Source organism: Desulfosporosinus paludis (assembly GCF_045689965.1).
Classification (GTDB): domain Bacteria; phylum Bacillota; class Desulfitobacteriia; order Desulfitobacteriales; family Desulfitobacteriaceae; genus Desulfosporosinus; species Desulfosporosinus paludis.
The window spans coordinates 1,152,224-1,171,170 of record NZ_CP144211.1 but is presented as its reverse complement, the minus strand read 5'-3'; the positions used below and the strand labels follow the sequence as shown (position 1 = coordinate 1,171,170).

Annotated in this window: 21 protein-coding genes and 1 pseudogene; 12 read left to right on the top strand and 10 right to left on the bottom strand. The window is 42.1% G+C overall.

Annotated features, from left to right (window positions below; all coding sequences use genetic code 11):
* The first annotated feature begins 2 nt into the window (after positions 1-2).
* Positions 3-578, top strand: a complete 576-nt coding sequence (locus tag VZF35_RS05940) for a thymidine kinase (RefSeq protein WP_407311876.1) — start codon at positions 3-5, stop codon at positions 576-578.
* Positions 579-758: 180 nt separating this feature from the next.
* Positions 759-1,091, top strand: coding sequence for a hypothetical protein (locus VZF35_RS05935; protein WP_407311874.1), 333 nt, complete (start codon positions 759-761; stop codon positions 1,089-1,091).
* Positions 1,092-1,441: 350 nt separating this feature from the next.
* Here the strand turns inward: VZF35_RS05935 and VZF35_RS05930 are convergent, their stop codons facing one another.
* Entirely contained in the window at positions 1,442-1,567 is a 126-nt protein-coding gene (locus VZF35_RS05930; RefSeq protein WP_407311872.1) for a hypothetical protein, read from the bottom strand.
* Positions 1,568-1,831: 264 nt separating this feature from the next.
* Between VZF35_RS05930 and VZF35_RS05925 the strand changes: the two genes are divergently transcribed.
* Positions 1,832-1,972 (top strand): hypothetical protein, encoded by a 141-nt coding sequence (locus VZF35_RS05925; protein WP_407311870.1) that lies wholly within the window; start codon positions 1,832-1,834, stop codon positions 1,970-1,972.
* 456 nt (positions 1,973-2,428) lie between these two features.
* Here VZF35_RS05925 and VZF35_RS05920 read toward each other — a convergent pair whose 3' ends face one another.
* The 5 genes from VZF35_RS05920 to VZF35_RS05900 all read right to left on the bottom strand — a co-directional run bounded on the left by VZF35_RS05920 (position 2,429) and on the right by VZF35_RS05900 (position 4,773).
* On the bottom strand, positions 2,429-2,830 hold the full coding sequence (locus VZF35_RS05920) for a hypothetical protein (RefSeq protein ID WP_407311869.1): 402 nt from the start codon (positions 2,828-2,830) through the stop codon (positions 2,429-2,431).
* A 346-nt stretch (positions 2,831-3,176) separates the two neighbouring features.
* The gene (locus VZF35_RS05915) at positions 3,177-3,566 is read right to left on the bottom strand and encodes a LytR/AlgR family response regulator transcription factor (RefSeq protein WP_407311867.1); all 390 of its coding nucleotides are present in this window, start codon (positions 3,564-3,566) and stop codon (positions 3,177-3,179) included.
* Positions 3,567-3,597: 31 nt separating this feature from the next.
* Positions 3,598-3,933, bottom strand: a complete 336-nt coding sequence (locus VZF35_RS05910) for a helix-turn-helix domain-containing protein (RefSeq protein ID WP_407311865.1) — start codon at positions 3,931-3,933, stop codon at positions 3,598-3,600.
* 313 nt (positions 3,934-4,246) lie between these two features.
* A complete protein-coding gene (locus VZF35_RS05905) occupies positions 4,247-4,486 on the bottom strand; it encodes a DUF2922 domain-containing protein (protein WP_407311863.1) in 240 nt (79 codons plus the stop codon).
* Between the two features lie 62 nt (positions 4,487-4,548).
* Positions 4,549-4,773 carry a DUF1659 domain-containing protein gene (locus VZF35_RS05900; RefSeq protein ID WP_407311861.1) on the bottom strand — a complete coding sequence of 75 codons (225 nt, stop codon included), beginning with the start codon at positions 4,771-4,773 and terminating at the stop codon, positions 4,549-4,551.
* A gap of 119 nt (positions 4,774-4,892) precedes the next feature.
* On the opposite strand from VZF35_RS05900, the gene VZF35_RS05895 reads away from it, so the two are divergent.
* Entirely contained in the window at positions 4,893-5,876 is a 984-nt protein-coding gene (locus VZF35_RS05895; protein WP_407311859.1) for a DUF3102 domain-containing protein, read from the top strand.
* Positions 5,877-6,017: 141 nt separating this feature from the next.
* Here the strand turns inward: VZF35_RS05895 and VZF35_RS05890 are convergent, their stop codons facing one another.
* From VZF35_RS05890 to VZF35_RS05880, 3 genes are read right to left on the bottom strand one after another with little or no spacing between them, the layout of a single operon-like run.
* Complete coding sequence (locus VZF35_RS05890) at positions 6,018-6,569, bottom strand: hypothetical protein (protein ID WP_407311857.1); 552 nt, start codon at positions 6,567-6,569, stop codon at positions 6,018-6,020.
* Positions 6,559-7,284 (bottom strand): permease prefix domain 1-containing protein, encoded by a 726-nt coding sequence (locus VZF35_RS05885; RefSeq protein ID WP_407311855.1) that lies wholly within the window; start codon positions 7,282-7,284, stop codon positions 6,559-6,561. Before VZF35_RS05885 ends, VZF35_RS05890 begins: the two co-directional genes overlap by 11 nt.
* Positions 7,271-7,615: a PadR family transcriptional regulator gene (locus VZF35_RS05880; protein WP_407311853.1), complete on the bottom strand. Its 345-nt coding sequence runs from the start codon at positions 7,613-7,615 to the stop codon at positions 7,271-7,273. The genes VZF35_RS05885 and VZF35_RS05880 overlap by 14 nt, the downstream gene beginning before the upstream one ends.
* Before the next feature lie 279 nt (positions 7,616-7,894).
* On the opposite strand from VZF35_RS05880, the gene VZF35_RS05875 reads away from it, so the two are divergent.
* Positions 7,895-8,515: a hypothetical protein gene (locus VZF35_RS05875; protein WP_407314489.1), complete on the top strand. Its 621-nt coding sequence runs from the start codon at positions 7,895-7,897 to the stop codon at positions 8,513-8,515.
* A gap of 220 nt (positions 8,516-8,735) precedes the next feature.
* Here the strand turns inward: VZF35_RS05875 and VZF35_RS05870 are convergent, their stop codons facing one another.
* Entirely contained in the window at positions 8,736-9,926 is a 1,191-nt protein-coding gene (locus VZF35_RS05870; protein ID WP_407311851.1) for an MFS transporter, read from the bottom strand.
* 380 nt (positions 9,927-10,306) lie between these two features.
* Here VZF35_RS05870 and VZF35_RS05865 point away from each other — a divergent pair, with 380 nt between their 5' ends.
* The 7 genes and pseudogenes from VZF35_RS05865 (at position 10,307) to VZF35_RS05835 (ending at position 18,857) form a co-directional block, all read left to right on the top strand.
* Positions 10,307-10,885 carry a GNAT family N-acetyltransferase gene (locus tag VZF35_RS05865; RefSeq protein WP_407311849.1) on the top strand — a complete coding sequence of 193 codons (579 nt, stop codon included), beginning with the start codon at positions 10,307-10,309 and terminating at the stop codon, positions 10,883-10,885.
* Between the two features lie 472 nt (positions 10,886-11,357).
* Positions 11,358-11,915: pseudogene (locus VZF35_RS05860) on the top strand (PrpR N-terminal domain-containing protein); the annotation flags it as partial.
* A gap of 147 nt (positions 11,916-12,062) precedes the next feature.
* The gene (locus VZF35_RS05855) at positions 12,063-13,214 is read left to right on the top strand and encodes a sigma-54 interaction domain-containing protein (RefSeq protein WP_407314487.1); all 1,152 of its coding nucleotides are present in this window, start codon (positions 12,063-12,065) and stop codon (positions 13,212-13,214) included.
* A gap of 115 nt (positions 13,215-13,329) precedes the next feature.
* Positions 13,330-14,970: a dihydroxy-acid dehydratase gene (gene ilvD, locus VZF35_RS05850; RefSeq protein ID WP_407311847.1), complete on the top strand. Its 1,641-nt coding sequence runs from the start codon at positions 13,330-13,332 to the stop codon at positions 14,968-14,970.
* 26 nt (positions 14,971-14,996) lie between these two features.
* The gene (locus VZF35_RS05845) at positions 14,997-16,535 is read left to right on the top strand and encodes a gluconokinase (protein WP_407311845.1); all 1,539 of its coding nucleotides are present in this window, start codon (positions 14,997-14,999) and stop codon (positions 16,533-16,535) included.
* 28 nt (positions 16,536-16,563) lie between these two features.
* Positions 16,564-17,208 (top strand): bifunctional 2-keto-4-hydroxyglutarate aldolase/2-keto-3-deoxy-6-phosphogluconate aldolase, encoded by a 645-nt coding sequence (locus VZF35_RS05840; RefSeq protein ID WP_407314485.1) that lies wholly within the window; start codon positions 16,564-16,566, stop codon positions 17,206-17,208.
* 146 nt (positions 17,209-17,354) lie between these two features.
* Positions 17,355-18,857 carry a sulfatase-like hydrolase/transferase gene (locus VZF35_RS05835; protein ID WP_407311844.1) on the top strand — a complete coding sequence of 501 codons (1,503 nt, stop codon included), beginning with the start codon at positions 17,355-17,357 and terminating at the stop codon, positions 18,855-18,857.
* Positions 18,858-18,947 lie beyond the last annotated feature (90 nt).

The following is an 18,947-nucleotide window of genomic DNA, read 5'->3' as shown; positions in this document are numbered from 1 at the left end:
ATTTGGCTCAGCTATATTTTCGCTATGCTACTATAGGGAGCGGTAAGACTTCGGACTTATTGAAGATTGCTTATAACTATACGGAACAAGGAAAAAGTGTCTTAATCTTCACTCCAGCGATTGATACTCGCTTTGGTGAAGGACGAGATACTTCACGGATGGGGATTTCCAAACCAGCCATATCTATTGACGGGAAAACGAACATTTTTGATCTAGTCAAAAGTGAGATGCCAGATTGTGTTCTATGTGATGAAGGAAACTTTTTAACCCGTGAAAATGTATTGGAATTCTGTCGTGTTGTTGATGAATTAAATATCCCTGTAATTATTTACGGCTTAAAAAATGATTTTCAAAATAACTTATTTGAAGGAAGCGAAGCCCTTCTGATCTATGCTGATAAGATTGAAGAAGTAAAAACTGTATGTTGGTATTGCAACCGTAAAGCAACCATGGTCTTAAGATTTAAAGATGGAGCACCAATTTTTGAGGGTCAGCAAATTGAAATAGGCGGAAATGAAAGCTATCTACCTGTTTGCCGGAGATGCTGGAACAAAGCTAAGGAAGAAGCTAAGTCATAAATCTACAATAGGTAGACAGCGAACTGGTTTTAATCCGGCAATACTTCCGATGGCAAATTCCCCGCCAGGAGTAGTGGAGGATTGTTGAGTTGCAAACGTAACGTAAATATTTAGCAGAAGCGTCCTACATACCTTGGACTAGTATTGCTGATGTTTCTTGTGCGAGAGTGAGGAGAATAAATGTTGGATAAGCTTTCTGAGTTCGTAAGGGAATTAGCTATATGTAAAGTTACAGGAGACGTTTTTAATCATTATTCATTGGATATCCAGAGCAATTCGATTCGGAGGGAGAATCTGTTCATTTATCTGAAATACATGCAAGAGATAAAACCTAACGTATTGATGGTTGGTGAAGCGCCTGGATTTCATGGATGTAGACTAACAGGGGTTCCATTTACAAGTGAGTTTATTCTACTTGATGATAATGGGATATTCGGGAAAACAAAGGGTTATCGGAAAACTAAGGAAGTTCCACGGAAGAAAAAGAAACAATCTGCGACAATTGTTTTGTAAAGAACGGAAGAGACGAGTTTGTTATCTTCTTTCATACGAATTGTGTAATCAATGAAAGTAAGTTGTCGCAAGATTTATAGTTGCACATGTAAAAGGAGAGTGTTAAGCTCTCCTTACTTTGATATTTTTAAAACTTTGGCCTTTGTATTTGTCTACTAATACCATCCGTAGGGTGAATAGGCATAAGAATATGAGGAGGGGTAATAGCGAGGTCTCGCTATAGTAGCCCCTAAACCGAAACCCAGTGCAAAGGGAAGAAATCCAAAACCGAACATAAGATCAACTCCTTATTATGGTTATCCAAATAAGGCTACCACCTTTACAGATGATAGCCTTATTTTATGGTATTTTTAGAAAATAACGCCTAAAGCGATAAGAATCAAAATAGCAATAGCGATAATCCCTACGCCTACGCCGGCACCTGTGCCGCCGCCGCCACATACTCCGCCCATACCACCATAACCCATTCCGTACATTTGATTTCCTTCCTTTCTAAATTAGAATACGATTCCCAGTGCGATAAGCAAAAGAATAATCACGACAACAACTGCAATTCCTGCACCAAAGCCACGTCCTGTTCCACAAGCAGCCCCATCAACACCACCGAATGCCATTGACTTTTCCTCCTTTATTAAGAGATATTACATAATATGTTTTAATTGGAATATATGGGACAATATGGAATTATAAATATTTTGTACTAGCACAGAGTGAAGTATCCTCTAGAGGAGGAAAGACTTATGGATGCACCAATCCGAATAATCCTACTTCGTGATGCCGATAAATGTGAAATTAACCGAGAATTAATGGATGCAAGAAATAAGTTTACTATAGTACAGTTGGAAAATGAATATTATAGATGGTTGGACCAGTTAGTTTAAATAGTTAAAAGCGACTTCAGTAATAACTACTGTGGTCGCTTATTCCTCTACACGTAAAATTTTTGCTGTAATCGATGTCTTTAAGCAGTTTGGGCAGAAATAGTAAGAGTGATTTGCTGCTGTAATTATCTTAATCCTTAAGATTTTAGCTGTATATTGGACCCACTTGCTTAGATGGTTTACGTTATGACAGTTGGGGCAACTCAATAACACTATTTCTTCACTTCCTTAGGATTAGCCTATGGGAAATAAAAGACAAGTGTTACAGGTTGAGAAGATAGTTAAGTCAATATTAAATAATTTGTAACGAATCGGTTTAGCTGTGAATCCAATATCTTTATGTATTTTGTCAGATGTAAAGGAGCAACGACAATGGAATTTATAGTCACAAGATTGCTAGATAGTCCATCGACTGCAACTGGACAAATAACAAAAGAGGGCAGCGCCCTCTTCGTTTTACTGACTCTCTAGCCATTTCATTGCCTCATATGGATTATTAAATACTTTGATAACAACTCCAGCATCTGCACATAATTTGGTATGTTTTTTCATATTCAACTGACCAGTAATTTTTTCAGGTTGAACTAGAGCCCAATATTTCCAACCTGCTTTGGCCGTATTCGGTAGCCACACTGTTGATGTCCATTCTGCGTCCTGGGCAGTTAAGGCATTATTATTTATATCATCAGATAACCATTTTTTTGCTCCATATTTTCGTAATTGTTCAGTCCCGGTGCTTAACAAATCTTGAAGTTGCTTACCATAAACATATTTTTTAATTTTGTGATGGATAATTTTAGTTCCTGGATGATACCATAAAGTCGCATAGTCATTGTCAATAATCGTTTGTTCAGACATTGTAATTGCCTCCCTAAAATAAAGTGATTATGTAATAACAAAGATGATTAATTTGCCTGTCTTTATCTCAATATCACTATAATCCAGGGAGTTGAAAATGATCTGAATGCTGACTGAGTTTAACCTGAAAGTTTTGTTACCTACTGGTAGTAAATGTTGAAGGAGATCAACTATAATAGGCGATTAGAAGCATCCAATAAGGAGGGATAGCTGGTGACAGTTTCCCTAACATGAAATTCAAGAATGTAGTAGTGGTCCAAGAGTCAAGAGATTGAGTTATTTCAAGTTACTCAATGAAAGATAAATCTTTGGCTTGCCATCTAATTATGTAAAAAAGGGAAGGGAACTATTGCACTTTTTTGGTTAAGACATCGTCTAATATAGCATCAATTTGTTCCCGGGTAGGGGGCTTGCATACCACTTGTAAAGGTTGGACCTGCATAAATTGAGCGTTATCCTCTGCAGAGGTCACAAACACTATCCTGCATGCTGACATGGAATCGGATTGCCGAATTTGTTTGGCGGTTTCGAGACCGGTCAGCTTTTTCATGCTGTTATCAAGAAACAGGAGGCCAAGAATCATTCCCTGTTTATTAAGTTCTTCGAGAAGCTCTTCGCCGCTGCTAAATTGGTAAATAGCAAATAAAAGTCCCGTTTTTTCTTCATATAAATGAATGAAGGCCTCCAATAACTGACGACACAAGGGTCTGTCATCGCAAATGCCGATAGTAAACAAAATATTTCCTCCAAAGCCTATTTTAATATAACTAAAAGGGCATTAATCTCTTAACTAACCATGTTATGAAATGATCAACCAGTTCCAGCTTTTTCGTATCGCATAGTTTGATTTTTTGGTTAATTTGAGAATGTAGGTTGACATCCGTGTCTCTGACAATACCCAGCAGGAGGTAATCCGGTGTAATGTCCAAGGCATTGCAAATTTTAACCAATGTTTCGATGCTGGGAATAGAATGGTTATTTTCTATGTTGGAAATATAGTTGTTGCTAAGTCCCGTGACTTCTGCGACATCATCCTGGGTCAAATTCAACATCTTGCGCCTTTTCGCAATCCGTTCTCCCAGTTCTTTATAATCAATCTCCAATTTTTATCACCCAGTTTAACTTTATCAAGAATAAATTATATTTTTAATAAAGTATAAAGGTATTTATACACTTGTATTGTAATTCCATGGATATTATGAGATAAACTATAGTTTCATGTTTTTACTTCATTTGCTTCCTGTAACGTTTCAGGAAATTTATATAGCATTATTGAATCGTTCGTAGTTCTTTCTGTGCTTGGAGACCTGGTAGTGAGCGCCGGGGTCTCTTTTTTTTTCGCAAGCCTGATAAGGCAATCAAAAATCGCAATAACCAAGCGACGGCCATGCGGTCGCCGCTTTTTTGTCGGTCTGTCTAATCCTGGGGAGGATCAAATAAATCGTTCACCGATGTGTCAATGATTCTAATGTCCTTCTTGCCGTTTAACGCTCCGCTCGGCGTAATAAATAAATTTTTCTGGATAATCTCATCCATAAGGGCCTCGGCTTCAGCCTTATCCAGGTTTTCTTTCGGCTGGGGGATCGTCAGCACGAAGGTTTTACCGCCGGTAGTAGTAAACGTCAGTTTCAGGACTTTGCTGGTTGTGATAGCCATGGAATCGCCTCCTTTCCCGTGAAGTTTCCTTATCATAAATCAAGTCTTGTTATCCAAGCTAATTACTCGTTGGCGAGTTCATAATTCTTTCTCAAATACACTTTGCTCATCGGATTCTGTACCAGGTTGAATATAGCCGCCGCCACGTCATAGGCGTCCTGTTCGGTAGCGTCTGCGGATACGTTATTCAGGCTTTTCTGCTTGAATACAGGGGTACCTTCGGGCGTAAGCCCGGTCTGATATTTTACGGTCAGCATTGAACTTAAAGGTATTACGGTTACTGCCATTTTCATCACCCCTTTCCTCCGTATTGACCGGCTTCGCTAACTCAGCCAGTCCATTTCATCTTATGTTCAAGCCTGTCCTAGGGTTACAGCCTCAACGTTCCTTTCCCTAGAGGAGCCGGTTGAGGGACTCACAAAATCGACAACGTTGTCGATTTTGTGACAACCTTTATACGGGTTGTCACACTCCTGAGCCGGTCACATATTCTAGAAATAAAGCAATGAAAAAGGCAGGCAATAGCATGAACGATTTGCTCTCAGATCGGACGCCGCCTGTTATTGCGGCTGAAATAAACGCGATTAAACATCAGACCGGGAAAATCATTCTTGCCGGTGCCATTGAAATCGGCCGGCGGCTGAAGGAGGTCAAGGAACTGCTTCCCCATGGGGAATGGGGCAAGTGGCTGGGAAATTCGGTTAGCTACTCTCAGAAAACGGCTGAACGACTGATGAAGATCTTTGAGGCCTACGGGGCTAAAGCGGACGCCTCCCTCGAGGTAGGAACGCAGGAGCAGGGGCAAACGCTGACGAATTTGAATTATAGCCAGGCTTTAATCCTTCTGGGAGTCCCGGAAAAGGAGCGGGCGCAATTCATTGCCGAGCTTGATATCGAGAGCTTGTCTGCCCGCGAGCTGACAAAGGTGGTGAATGAGCGGAGTCAGGCCGTTAAAGAAAGGGATCAGGTCATTAAGGAACGGGATCAGGCCCTGCTGGAAAAAGCGGATCTCCGGAAAGCCCTGGAAGAGCAAGCAGACCAAATAACCCATCTGAGTACAGAGCGTGACAGTCTGAAGACGAATGCGGAAGGGTTAAGGAATTCCAAAGCGGAGGTCGAGGCCAGAGCTTTAGTCCTGGAGAAGGAACTGCTCTCAGTCAGGAAAAGCGTAGAGTCAGAGTCCGTTGAACAGCTAAAAAAGGACCTGAACGCCGCGAATCTCAAGGCTCGCGGCAATAAAATCGCCCTCTTATACGAGAGCCTGGACAGAGCCTTCAAAGACCTGACGTGGGAGATAAAAAACCTCGCAGCCGATGATCCGGAGGCGTATAAAGTGTATCGAAAACGGGTGCAGGAGTTTCTCTCGCGGTGCTCGAACCAGAATATCTGAGCAGGTAATAACGGCTGACAACCAAAGGCAGCGAAGGAAAAAGCCCCGCTGCCTTTGGTATTTTCAATAACTATTACGGGCATTATGTTTATCCCGGAAAAACTGGAAAGGAGAGAGCCGTTTTTAAGCGCTGTCTAAAGGTCACGAGACTTTAGACTGATCTGCTTCGAATAGTATATTGTCGTTGGCATCGTATCCTTTGAGGTCTTTGAAATAGTCGGACGAGGGATAGTCAGGAGCTAATTTCCAGGTAAACAAAAACAAATCCTCATAAAAGCCGGTTTGGGTCATTACCTGCCCATTATTAAAAGTCAATTCGATTCGTTTAATCCGTTTGTCATTAATAATTCCGTAAAGGTTGCAGTTACTGCCCTCCGATGTCATCCAGCTAAAAGCAAAGGGTTTCGTCGTATCATTCTTAAAGTTGGAACGATTGCCGATCGTCCAAAAGAAAAAGAGCTTTCGCTGTACCGTCTCGCAGGAGACCCAGCGATCATATTTCCCTAAAATATACTTTCCCTCAGCGAAATCCTCGCTGTGAACCACTTTCGACGGACCATAATGCAGGCTTCGTTCAGAACGTTGATGGGCAGATAAGGGAGTTGGATAAAAGCCTGAACGTAGAACAAATATCAGGAATAAAAGAACCAAAATTAGGATATTGCGAATTATCTTCTTCAATCTAATACTCATTTTCTTTAACCTTCTTCAGGGGAATTTCAACTCGATATTGGCGATTAAAGTAATCGTAACTAATAATTAAGGTATCCGCGTTTTCGGCAAAATGATTGATTGTTCTTCGGCAAGTGGAAACAATGCCTCCGTCTCCGGAACCTGACCCATTGTAATATCGATTGCCTAAATTATCAGTAATAACCCCAATATCACCCAAGTTCCAACCCCCTCCCCACAGACTTGTATCGTAGTACCTATAAAAGATATTCAGATCTCCGTTTTTCTCGAGGACAAGGTTGGTAAAATTAATCACTGTGTCATCAAGTTTAACCTTCTGATGGACGGGAAGGTTATAGACAATATCGGACTTGGGAATACCGGCTGCGGGATTAATCTTCATTAAAGTATCTCCAACCGAAATGGCGATTGGAAGTCCGACAAAATACAGGTTCGTTATGACCAATAAAACGACTAAGAAATGTGAAGTCCTCCACAACCAACCGATGATTGGATTATGTTCCCGGTTAAGCTCCCGCCCAATTTCCTGAGCGTCTCCCATGGCGCTGACCGCCATCTGTTCCGCCTCTTCTTCAGCATAGCCTTGTTCTCTATAATCCTGCATTCTATCAATAAGGTGATTTTCAAGTTCATCCTTGATAGCCCTGTGATCAAAGGAGAACTTCACATAGGACAGAACCTTTTGGAGAAATTCTTCGCTTTTAGGTGAAAGCATGAATGTCACCGCCTAGGACCTTATTGATCGATAAGGAAAAGATTTGCCATTCTTTCTTCTTTGCTGAAAGCTCCTTTTTCCCTTTGGCAGTGATTTGATAGTATTTTCGTTCTTTTCCTGTCTCACCTTTAGATATATAGGATTGAACAAATCCCTGGTTTTCCATCTTGTGCAAAACAGGGTAAAGAGTGCCTTCTTTGAAGCGAAACGTCTGATCCGAACGTTCTTCCAGTTCTTTTATAAGTTCGTAGCCATAGCGGTCGGTTTTTTCAAGCAAGGACAATAAGAGCAATATGGCGCTCCCGCCGATTAAGCCTTTATCAATTTCCACAGTAAAACCTCCAATACTATGTATGGATTCTATATAAAAATAATACCTAGATTATCTAGGTATTGCAATAGATTGCCGTAAATTAAAAGCTCAATGTTTGCAACCGAATTCGCAAAGAACGCTGCAGGTGTAATAAACAGAATACAAGAGATAAATCACAGACATAAGTCCATTGAATCAGTTTACAAGGAAATGTGTGATCAAAATGGTCAACGCAAGATTAATCGAATTGACATTGACATATACTTGGGATAATACTATTATGTTATTTGAGTTTGTATCTATAAAGAACGTCCCAGGCAGGCTGCCGATGCAACCATTCATGTGCAAGATCCTTCTAATCCCTATTGCGCATCCGTGGGACTATCCATCGAGCCACTCCCTCTGGGAAGCGGACTCGTCTTTGAAAGCAAGGTTTCCTATGGCTATCTCAATAAGTCTTTTCAATCTGCTGTAAGTGACAGCGTGCAAAAGGCTTGTGAGGAAGGTTTATTTGGTTGGGAAGTAACTGACCTAAAGGTGTGCTTTACTTATGGATTCTATTTTAGTCCTGTCAGCACACCAGCGGATTTTCGGCATCTTACTCCGCTTGTTTTTGGGAAGGCGCTTAGAAAAGCAGAAACAGAATTATTAGAGCCATTTATGGATTTTGAGCTTTGTGTTCCCAAAGAATATAGCAGCAAAGCAATGTATGATTTACAGCAAATGAGAGCAGCTTCTGTTGAACGGATCGATACAAAGAATAGTGAAACTATATTTCATGGTAAAATTCCTGGTGAAACATCAAAGTCCTATCAAATACAGCTTATCTCATATACTAATGGAAAAGGAATTTTTTTGACCAAACTTTGCGGTTATGATGTTTACCTTGGGAAACCGTCAGATAGAACAAAAAAGTAAAATCTTATTATTGCAAATTAGGAAGATACTTAACGGGTAATCTCAAAATGCACCCTTTTTAAGCCGATGCACCCCTTTTTAAGCGTAGGTGCATCTTTAATTTGTATCTAAATTGAGTTACTGGACAATTAAAAATTAATAAGCCTTGAGATACGATAATCTTACGTAACTCAAGGCTTATTAATTATCTATAGGTATGTACTTTCTTGCCAAATATGTTTTATTCCGCTTTAATGGCGGGATCAACCTCAATCTTAATTCTGCGTGAAAGTATAAAGTTGAGGAACGCGATAACAGCTGCGCCCATAAATACTGCTTGATATCCAAAAGCAGACCACAAAAGCCCGCCGAAAACGGGAATCGTCATTGAAGCGACGTGCTGCAGGCTCACGCCTGTCGATAGCGTTGGGGTCACATCAGCAAGATCGACGGCAATCTTCCGTAAATAAGTTGACCGCGCCATTTCGACCGCAGCCATGGAATTGTCGATGACATAGCAGCCGGCGATAATCACCGCAGAGATGCCGACGGGGAAAATGTCGGCCGAGAACGCATATCCAAGACAGATGGCGAACAACAAAGCGGCCTCCAAAGTCAGAACGAATCGCTCGCCCCGGACGTCTATCAGTCTGCCAATCATCTTACGTGTGCCGATACTTACCAAGGCGACAATCATTCCCAGGATGGCAAACATCTGGGGCTGCACGCCGAACACTTTAATCAGCACCCATGGCGCAAACGTCAGAAAAATCTGCGCCCGCGCACCGCTAACGCCGGCCAGTACATAGTAGAGCGTATAGCGTCTGCGAAAAACAAATCTGACTTTCCTGGCTTTCGGTTCACCTTTCTTCATCAGCCCCACCGCCAAAGCTGCGAACACATAGAAAACAGCACCTATGATAAAGGCAAGCTGATAGGTCATATGCAGGAAGTGAAAGCTCAGGAAGACAAAAACATAGGCGATAATACTGCCGAACAGGCCGAAGGCGCTAACCGTTCCAAGTCTGGCGCCGAAAGACTTCTGCTTGGACAGGGACATGCCGATGGATGGCGTGATGGGCATGACCATGTGTGTGCCGAGGCTGTACATCATCATCCAGATAATCATAACTGCGAAGGTCGGCGACAGCAGCCCGAGCCCAAGCATCCCCAATCCTGCCGCTGCCATACCAAGCATAGCAATTCGAACATCACCGCAAAAACTTAAAACCGCTAGAATTAGCATGATAAAGAAACCCGGCGCTTCCCGCGGTACTTCAAGGAAACCTCTGACATTCTCGGATAGCCTGAATATGTCGTTTAAATAGTTGTTGAATATCGATGTATTAATGCCTGCACCGATCCCGGCGAACAACCCTGCCAGCAAAAATAGGTTAAAGTCCCGATCACCGTCAATATGTTTTCTTTCCATTAAGCCGAACCCTTTCAGAACCGTCTGATGTATTTTTATCGCTTTTCAAATAAACCGCAAGTGCATTATAGCACGAGAAAATGCCGCTTTCAATGAGTTGCCGATACCTCATAATTTTGGTATGAATTTACTCACCGGTACGTATAGTTTTTCTCGAAAAAGCACGTCATAAATGAGTTTGAGGTTTCTTGTATGCAATGGAATGTACTTTATGAAAGCTAGATCTAGTTGGTTTGATCTCTCTAATTTCCATATAGATCTCCATGGCATTTTTTAAGATAAGTTTATCATAGGTAAAACCTATAATAAACATAAATAGCAACAATTATTTTTTAAAGTAATTTAGGGTTATAGTCATAGTAAAGATAAGGAGGCGTAACATGAAAGCGATAGTTTATAAAGATTACGAAAGCGGTGACATCTATTTCTTGAAAGATCTTTGTAATAACTTAATGAGATTTCAAGCCGATCGTGCGACAATCAAGCCAGATGTAATGGCTAGTATGAACTTTGAAAACAGACTGGTACCAGACTTTACAGGAGCAGAACGAAAATATATCGCAGTAGCCTATGATTGTGAAAAACCCATAGGATTCGCATTTGCAGCTGTGAGTAAATTAAAACAGGAAGATATATCAGCAAGGCCTAGCTGGGCACAGGAGATAAGTGGACTAGGGTTTTATCCTGAGGATTATGATGTGCCCAAAACTATAGGGACATATAAGTTGCTATTTGTAGATTCAAAATATAGAGGTTGCAATATAGGCGGTCAACATTCAAATATGATAATGAAATGGCTGAATGGGCATGAGGATATAGAAGATCTGTGGGTATTTGTGGCAAATGGCAATGAAGTCGTTGGGAAGTTTTACGAGAAATATGGCTTTGTCCACAGCCATACTGTATTTAAAGGGTTCATTGAAGCTTATTGGCAAAACGCAAAAAGAAATAAAGAATAACATAAACATAAATACATCTGTCCCGGCACATAAAAGTTCTCTTCTTAATCAAAAGAGAACTTTCATGTTTTAATCATTCTAGTATGAGAGAAGTATAAGTTTCAGAATTAGTTGCTGCCAACTGTTTGCATCCCCCATGAACAAACTCCCTCAAACACCGCAAATATTATATGATCATGCACTAAGAAGGAGAAGGAGTATTGCTGAATATTTCACTCCGAGAGAGCCACTTTGTCGGTGAAATAGAGCCATCATCACGGAATAAAAGAGCCAGGCTCACGATGAAGGGAGCCACACCCCACGACTCACTGAAGAGACATCCTGTGGGGCCCTCAAGTTTAACCCCAGAGAAAATCGATTTTTGGGTGGCTCTATGTTCCGGGAAGGTGGCTCAGTTTGAGCGTGAAAACGGCTCTTTCACTCCGAAATACTCATATCTCACTATAATTACTGAATTAAAAGGAGCAAGAAAATGAGTAAGATATTGTTTTTGGCGCCATCTGAAAGTCTGGCGGTTACCGCTGGCAAAGTTTCTAAAAAAATGGGACTTGATATGTTCATAGATGTCAGTGATTGGGATCAGGCATTAGATGTTATGCGTAAGTATTCCGATAAGGATATCGATGTAATTATCAGCAGAGGGAAAACAGTGGAACTATTAAAAAAAACGTTAGGTGTGTCTATCGTTACCATCAGGGTTTCTGCTCATGATTTATTGTAAAAAGTATCCTCCATCATGAGTAAAGGGCTAACTAAGATTGGCATTGTGCGTAGCGGCGAAGTCTTACAAGATGGTATTTCTGAAGATTTTCATTTGGGAAATAGTAAGGTTTTTATTCGAATGTGTAAGGACTTTGATGAGGTTAAGCATACAATCGATCATTTATATCAAAATGGCGTTCAGGCTATTATTGGTGGAATGCAGGCTATCAGATATTCAGTGGAAACTTATTCTCTAGACACCGAATATTTAGATTCGGGAGAAGTTTCTGTTGGATTAGCAATCGTAGAAGCTTTAAACATAATTGATACGAAAAAAAGGGACCGTTTTCGAGTTGCCCAATTATATGCTGTTATTGATAACATTCATGAGGGGGTAATTGCACTTACTGACGATAAGAAGGTCAGCTTTTGTAATGCTCCTGCTCGAAGGCTATTTAGCGGAAAGACGGAGACAATGCGGGAAGAAGACATCCAGTTTCTTTTAGGTAAACGAGATGAGAAAGTTATTGAAGTCAGCGGAAAGCAGGTTTACACACGATTTGTACCGCTTGACGCAGGCATCGGCCATCGAGGTGAGATTGTAACTATTGACGAAGTAAGTGTTATACAGGATTTTGAACGAAAGATACGCCTGTCCTTGAACAAAAAAGGATTCTATGCCAAATATGTTTTTGATGATATTTTAGGTTCATCCGAATTAATTCATAATGCTATTAGTAAGGCAATAAAATTTTCAAAGTATAACGCTAATGTATTAATCTACGGAGAAACCGGTACGGGTAAAGAATTGTTCGCTCAGAGTATTCACAATGAAAGTACCAGAAAATCAGGCCCATTCGTGTCCGTTAATTGTGCCTCCATTCCTCCAAGTTTAATGGAGAGTGAATTGTTTGGATATGTAGAAGGCGCATTTACCGGTGCAAGACGAGGCGGCAAGTTAGGCTTATTTGAATTAGCTCATGGAGGGACTATTTTTTTGGATGAGATCGGCGAACTTAGCTTTGAGATTCAAGGCAGGTTGTTGCGCGTGCTGCAGGAAAAAGAAGTTATGAGAATCGGGGACGACAAAATCATACCTATTGACACCCGCGTAATATGTGCAACGAATAAAAATCTCCTTGAAATCGTACGGGAAGGTAAGTTCCGAGAAGATTTGTATTATCGAATTAATGTCCTAAAAATAACGTTACCTGCGTTGCGGGAGCGACGTGAAGATATACGAATTTTATTTCATGACTTTATTGCTAGGTATGAAAATGAGTACGGTAAAAGGGTTACCATCGAAGATAAAGCCTTTGGAACGTTAGAAGAATATAATTGGCCGGGAAACATTAGAGAACTAAAAAACCTCGCTGAAAAGACAATAGCCTTTATCGATCACAAGGGCAGTGTCACAAAGTTATTTATAACCGAAATGCTTAACGAGGAATGTTCTACCCAAAAGGGAGTTCCAACAATTGTAGTTCCTGAAACAGGCGATTTACGGACAATGGAACGAGAAATGGTAAAACAACTAATTGCTCGCTACGGACAGGCAGAGGTTTGTCGTAAATATAAAATAAATAGAACAACACTTTGGCGAAGGATAAACGACCCGTTGCGATAATGCAACGGGTTTTTCATTTTTGAAATATAACAATAAAGAAAAGCTTAAAAAGTCAGTATTTTCGTTGGCATAATACTTGCATAATACTCTTAACAAAAAGGAGGTTCATTTTATTGTGAATAAAATTAATAAACTACCAACTTATCAACGGGCAATCGCCAAAGGGCATCTAGGATCAGGCGGTGCTTCGTATGAAGATTTAAGCAAGCCAATTATTGCGATAGTAAACTCCTGGAATGAGATTGTCCCAGGGCACTGTCATCTTAGAGAACTGGCTGAACATGTAAAACAAGGTGTCTTGGCTGCTGGCGGTTTTCCGCTGGAGTTCAATACTATTGCCATCTGTGACGGTATTGCCCAAGGTCATAATGGTATGAAATATGCGCTTCCAAGCCGGGAATTGATTGCAGATTCAATTGAAGCTATGATAAACGGTCATGGTATTTTTGACGGTATGGTTATGCTCTGCTCCTGCGATAAAATTGTCCCGGCAATGCTAATGGCAGCAGCTAGGATTAATATACCAACGGCTATGATTACAGGCGGCCCAATGGTTAATCAAATTAAACCCTTTGAATCTAAGAAGGCTAGGCAACAATTTTTAGCGGGTGAGATTAGTGAAAAAGAGTTGTTTAAAACTACAGTTGATTATTATCCGACGGCAGGCATTTGTCCTTTTCTGGGCACGGCAAATACAATGTGTATTGTAACCGAAGCTCTTGGCATGGCTCTTCCCGGTTCTGCGACAGTCCACGCCCTTAACCCGAGGCGTCAAGAACTTGCTGAGGAAACCGGCCGCGCGATCATGGATCTTGTGAAGAAGGGAATCAGACCGCGGGATATTATGACCAAAGCAGCCTTTGACAATGCTATGGCCGTTGTTCTGGCAATGGGGGGATCATTGAATACTGTTCTGCATTTACCTGCAATTGCGTATGAAGCAGGTGTTGAGGTTAGCTATAACGACTTTGATCAAATCAGCCGCAAGGCGCCGCTTATTACCCGCATCGTACCCAATAGCCAGGAATATACCGTTGCCGACCTTGAGCCTGTGGGTGGTATCCCGGTAATTATGCGGGAACTTACACCGATTTTAGATACGACAGTGCTGACTGTTAATGGCCGGACGCTTAAGGAAAATTTGACAGGGGTGGCGAAAGCCGACGGAAAGGTTATAAGACCATTGACCAATGCCTTTTCTCCCGAGGGGGGCATTGCCGTTTTACGCGGCAATCTTGCGCCGGAAGGCGCTATCGTTAAAAGCTCGGCAGTTGCAAAGGATATGTGGCAATTCAGTGGTCCGGCAAAAGTGTTTGATTCTGAAGATGACTGCATGGCGGCGATGGAAGAGGGGGGAGTTGCTTCCGGGAATGTCGTTATTATCCGGTATGAAGGACCGGTTGGAGGGCCGGGAATGCGTGAAATGCACCGGGCCACTGAAGTTCTCGCTAAAATCGGAAATGTAGCGATCATTACTGATGGACGCTATTCTGGTGCATCGGGCGGCTTGGCGATTGGTTATCTATCGCCTGAAGCGGCAGAGGGCGGACCTATTGCCTTGGTACGAGATGGGGATAGGATTAGCATTGATATCAGCGAGCGACGCCTTACTTGGGAAATCGCCAAAGCCGAACTGACGAAACGTGCGGCTGAGTATAAAGCTAAAGTTAAACAGGGGGAAGAAAGTAATTTTTTAAGACAATATGGGCGGTCTACATCCTCATCTGCCAAAGGTGCAGTACGCCGTAGGTTCTAAAGGAAACTAAGAAGGGAGGTGATTGAATGAGTTTGGGAGCCATAATGGGTATTGATATTGGAACCACCGGTTGCCGGGCGGTTGTTTACCGCCAAGATGGGGTGGTCATCGCCGGTCATTCGCTGGAGTACCCGCTTTATACACCGCAAGCTGCCTATGCGGAACAAGACCCTGAAGAAATTTTTCAAGCGGTGGTTGAAGTAACCAGGGCTGCCGCCGGTCAAGCCCAGACTAGTGGGCAAACCATTAACGGAGTTTGTTTTAGCGCCGTTATGCACAGCCTGATACCGGTAGATGCTTCGGGTTACCCGCTGAGCCGCATGCTGATCTGGGCAGATTCCCGAAGCCAGCAGTATACGGAAAGATTGCGGGCAGATGATGCTTCGAATGAAATTTACCGAAAGACGGGCTGTCCGCTGCATCCCATGTATCCGTTATCGAAAGTCATGTGGCTTAAATATGAGCGGCCGGATATTTTTGCTCGAACAGCAAAACTTATCGGGATCAAGGAATACATTATTTACCGACTGATGGGCAAATATGTGCTGGATAAATCACTGGCTTCAGCTACAGCTATCTATAATATTCATCAGCAGGATTGGGATGACGATTTACTCCATATTTTAGGCATTTCGGCAGAAATCCTGCCGGAAGTCAAACCAACAACTTATATTGAGCAGGGACTTAAACCCGAAATGGCTACCGCTTTAGGTCTTGATGCCAATATACCATTTGTTCTGGGGGCCAGCGACGGTGTATTGTCGACACTGGGGTCTGGCAGTGTCAATGCCGGACAGGTAACGGCAATGATCGGCACAAGCGGCGCAGTTCGGATCGTAACAGACAAACCGCGATCGGACGAAAAACGTCGGACTTGGTGCTACAATTTGACGGAAGATAAATGGGTGCTGGGTGGTGCGCTTTCTAATGGTGGGATTGCTTTCCGCTGGGTAAAAGATAAGTTTGCGGATGTAGAACAGCGAGTGGCTGAAAAGCAAGGGCTTGATACGTATGAAATATTAAGCCGTTATGCCGAGCAAAAACCCGCTGGGTCGGATGGACTTATTATGCTGCCTTTTTTTTCCGGTGAACGGGCTCCGTATTATAATGCCAATACCCGGGGTGTATTGTTCGGACTTAATCTTAATCATGGTAAACGCCATCTTGTCAGGGCGACCATGGAAGGCATTATCTACCGAATGTTTAGTATTTTAAAATCGTTGGAAGAAATATCAGGCAAGGTGACAGAAATTCGCGCAGGCGGCAGCTTTACTCGTTCGCCCTTATGGGTACAGATAATGGCTGACGTCTTCGGAGAAGTGATTAACGTTCCCGGTGAACCGAAAGGTTCGGCCTTTGGAGCGGCAATCTTGGGTATGTATGCGTTAGGAATTATCAGCGACATTAAGGAAGTCAATAAATTTATTAATATCAAAAAGCGTTATCAACCGAATATGGATAACCATGAACGTTATCAAGAACTATATGCAATTTATGAACGCATTTACTGGAACCTGCAAGATGAGTTTACAGCTATTGCTGACATTCAGCGGCGCTGGAAATAATCCCGGGCTACAAGGAGGAAGAAGATTGATACCAAAAATACGAGTGCTCAACAAAATTGCGGAGTGTGGCCTTGTTGCCGTTGTAAGAGCCTCAAGCGCTGAGCAGGCAAAAAGGATTGCTGAAGCTTGCATTGCCGGTGGTGTAGCAGCCATTGAAATTACATTTACTGTACCAGACACGGCAGAAGTTATTAAAGAATTAACCAATACTTACACATCTGGAGAAATTATTGTGGGCGCTGGAACTGTTCTCGATCCGGAAACAGCAAGAATTGCCATCCTTTCGGGGGCTCAGTATGTAGTTAGCCCATCACTCAACTTTGAAACAATTCGCTTGTGTAATCGTTACCAAATACCGGTCATGCCTGGGGCGATGACGATTAGAGAAGTTATTGAAGCTATGGAAGCCGGCGCCGATATTATAAAAGTGTTTCCGGGTGAAGTGTTTGGTCCGTCCTTTATTAAAAGCATTAAAGGCCCTATTCCACAAGCTCCTGTTATGCCTACAGGTGGAGTTGGGTTAGACAATGTGGGGGAATGGATTAAAGCCGGTTGCATAGCGGTTGGGGTTGGCAGTAATCTAACAGGCGGCGCTAAAACGGGAGACTACAAATCGATTACTACGATTGCTAAACATTTTATAGCTAGCATTAATGAAGCCCGCGGATTATAGTAGAGAGTTCTTAAGAAGATAGTAAAAAATCAGTGTTAAGCATTGTAAAACGTGGAACGGATATTTCGAAAGCAGAGAACAAAAATTCATCACGTGAATTACGAAATCAGCATTTAATATCAATTGTAAATCGGGGGAGAAACAAAATGTTAAAGGGCAAAAACTATGATCGCGTACACGGAAAAAGGAACGTTTTACTTATTACAGTTGATCAATGGCCCGGAAACTTGCTGGGGTGCAATGGCAAGGAAAATTTTCTTTCACCTACTTTGGATGAGCTGACCAAAGTAGGGGTACGATTTGTAAACGCTTACAGCCCAACTCCGGTATGCATACCAGCTCGCCGAGAACTTATGACCGGAACTTGTTCAAGGACACACGGCGATCGGAAATTTAAAGAATTCTTAGAAATGCCAGAAAATCTGCCAACTATAGCTAAAACATTTAGCAATAACGGCTACCAGGCATGTGGCGTTGGAAAATTGCATGTATATCCTCAACGGGATCGGATCGGATTCGACGATGTTATCTTGAATGAAGAAGGCAGGAAAGTAAATTTCCCCAATGAGATGAGAGAAGACGATTATACCCGGTTTATTAATAGGGAAGGGTTTACCGGCCTGGATTATGGTCATGGCATGTCCAATAACAATTATCTGACCAGGCCGTGGCATTTGCCGGAGTATTTGCATCAAACCAGTTGGACGTCAAGGCAGATGTGTGAACAGATCCTTCGAAGGGATCCTACTAAACCGGCTTTTTGGTACTGTGGATTTACGGCACCTCATCCTCCAATTGTCCCGCCTCAGGTATTCTTAGATATGTACAATGATATGGAGATTGATTCGCCACATGTTGGTAAGTGGGCGAGAGACCCGGAGCATTATCCTTATGCTGCCCAATATTATAATAGCCTTTATAATTTAAAAACCGCGAAATACTTAAGAGAAGCCAGAAAAGGTTTCTATGCTTCATGCACTCAGGTCGATTACGCTATACGGTCCATAATCGGAACGTTAAGGGAGGAAAAGCTTCTTGACAATACGATTATTGCCATTACCTCCGACCATGGAGAGATGCTGGGCAACCATAATTTATGGGGGAAAAATAACTTTTATGAAGATTCGACTAAAGTACCATTTATCATTGTTCCTACTTTGGATGCTGAGGGATTGGCGTTTAACACTACCGATGACCGTTTGGTAGAATTAAAAGATATGATGCCGACATTGCTTGGTATGTGCGACCTTGCTATACCGGAGACAGTTGAAGGTATTTCACTTCTGGATCCAAACAACAGGAGAGATTATGTTTACGGTGAACTATGGGAGGATGATAGAGCCACTAGAATGATCCGGAAGGACCGATATAAATTGATTTACTATCCGATTGGAAATCAATTTCAGCTTTTTGATGTGGTGAATGACCCAGATGAAATGTTGGACCTATCCGAAGGCTCCGAATATAAGGCCGTAAAACAAGAACTGATTGTAATTTTAAAATCCAACTTATACGGCAGCGATTTTCAATGGATGAAGAACGGCGAACTTGTGGGACAGCCTGCAAAGCCTTTTCACTATAAGCCGACCCAGGAAAATTGTGGTATTTTGAATAACAGAGATCTGTTGTTGCAGCGGGGAATTCGCTAAACAGTAGGATCAAAGGGCAAAGGGTGTAGAACGCGTTTACTAGCATCAAAAGTGAAGAGCGATACAGTTACACTTGATTAAAGCAGGAGG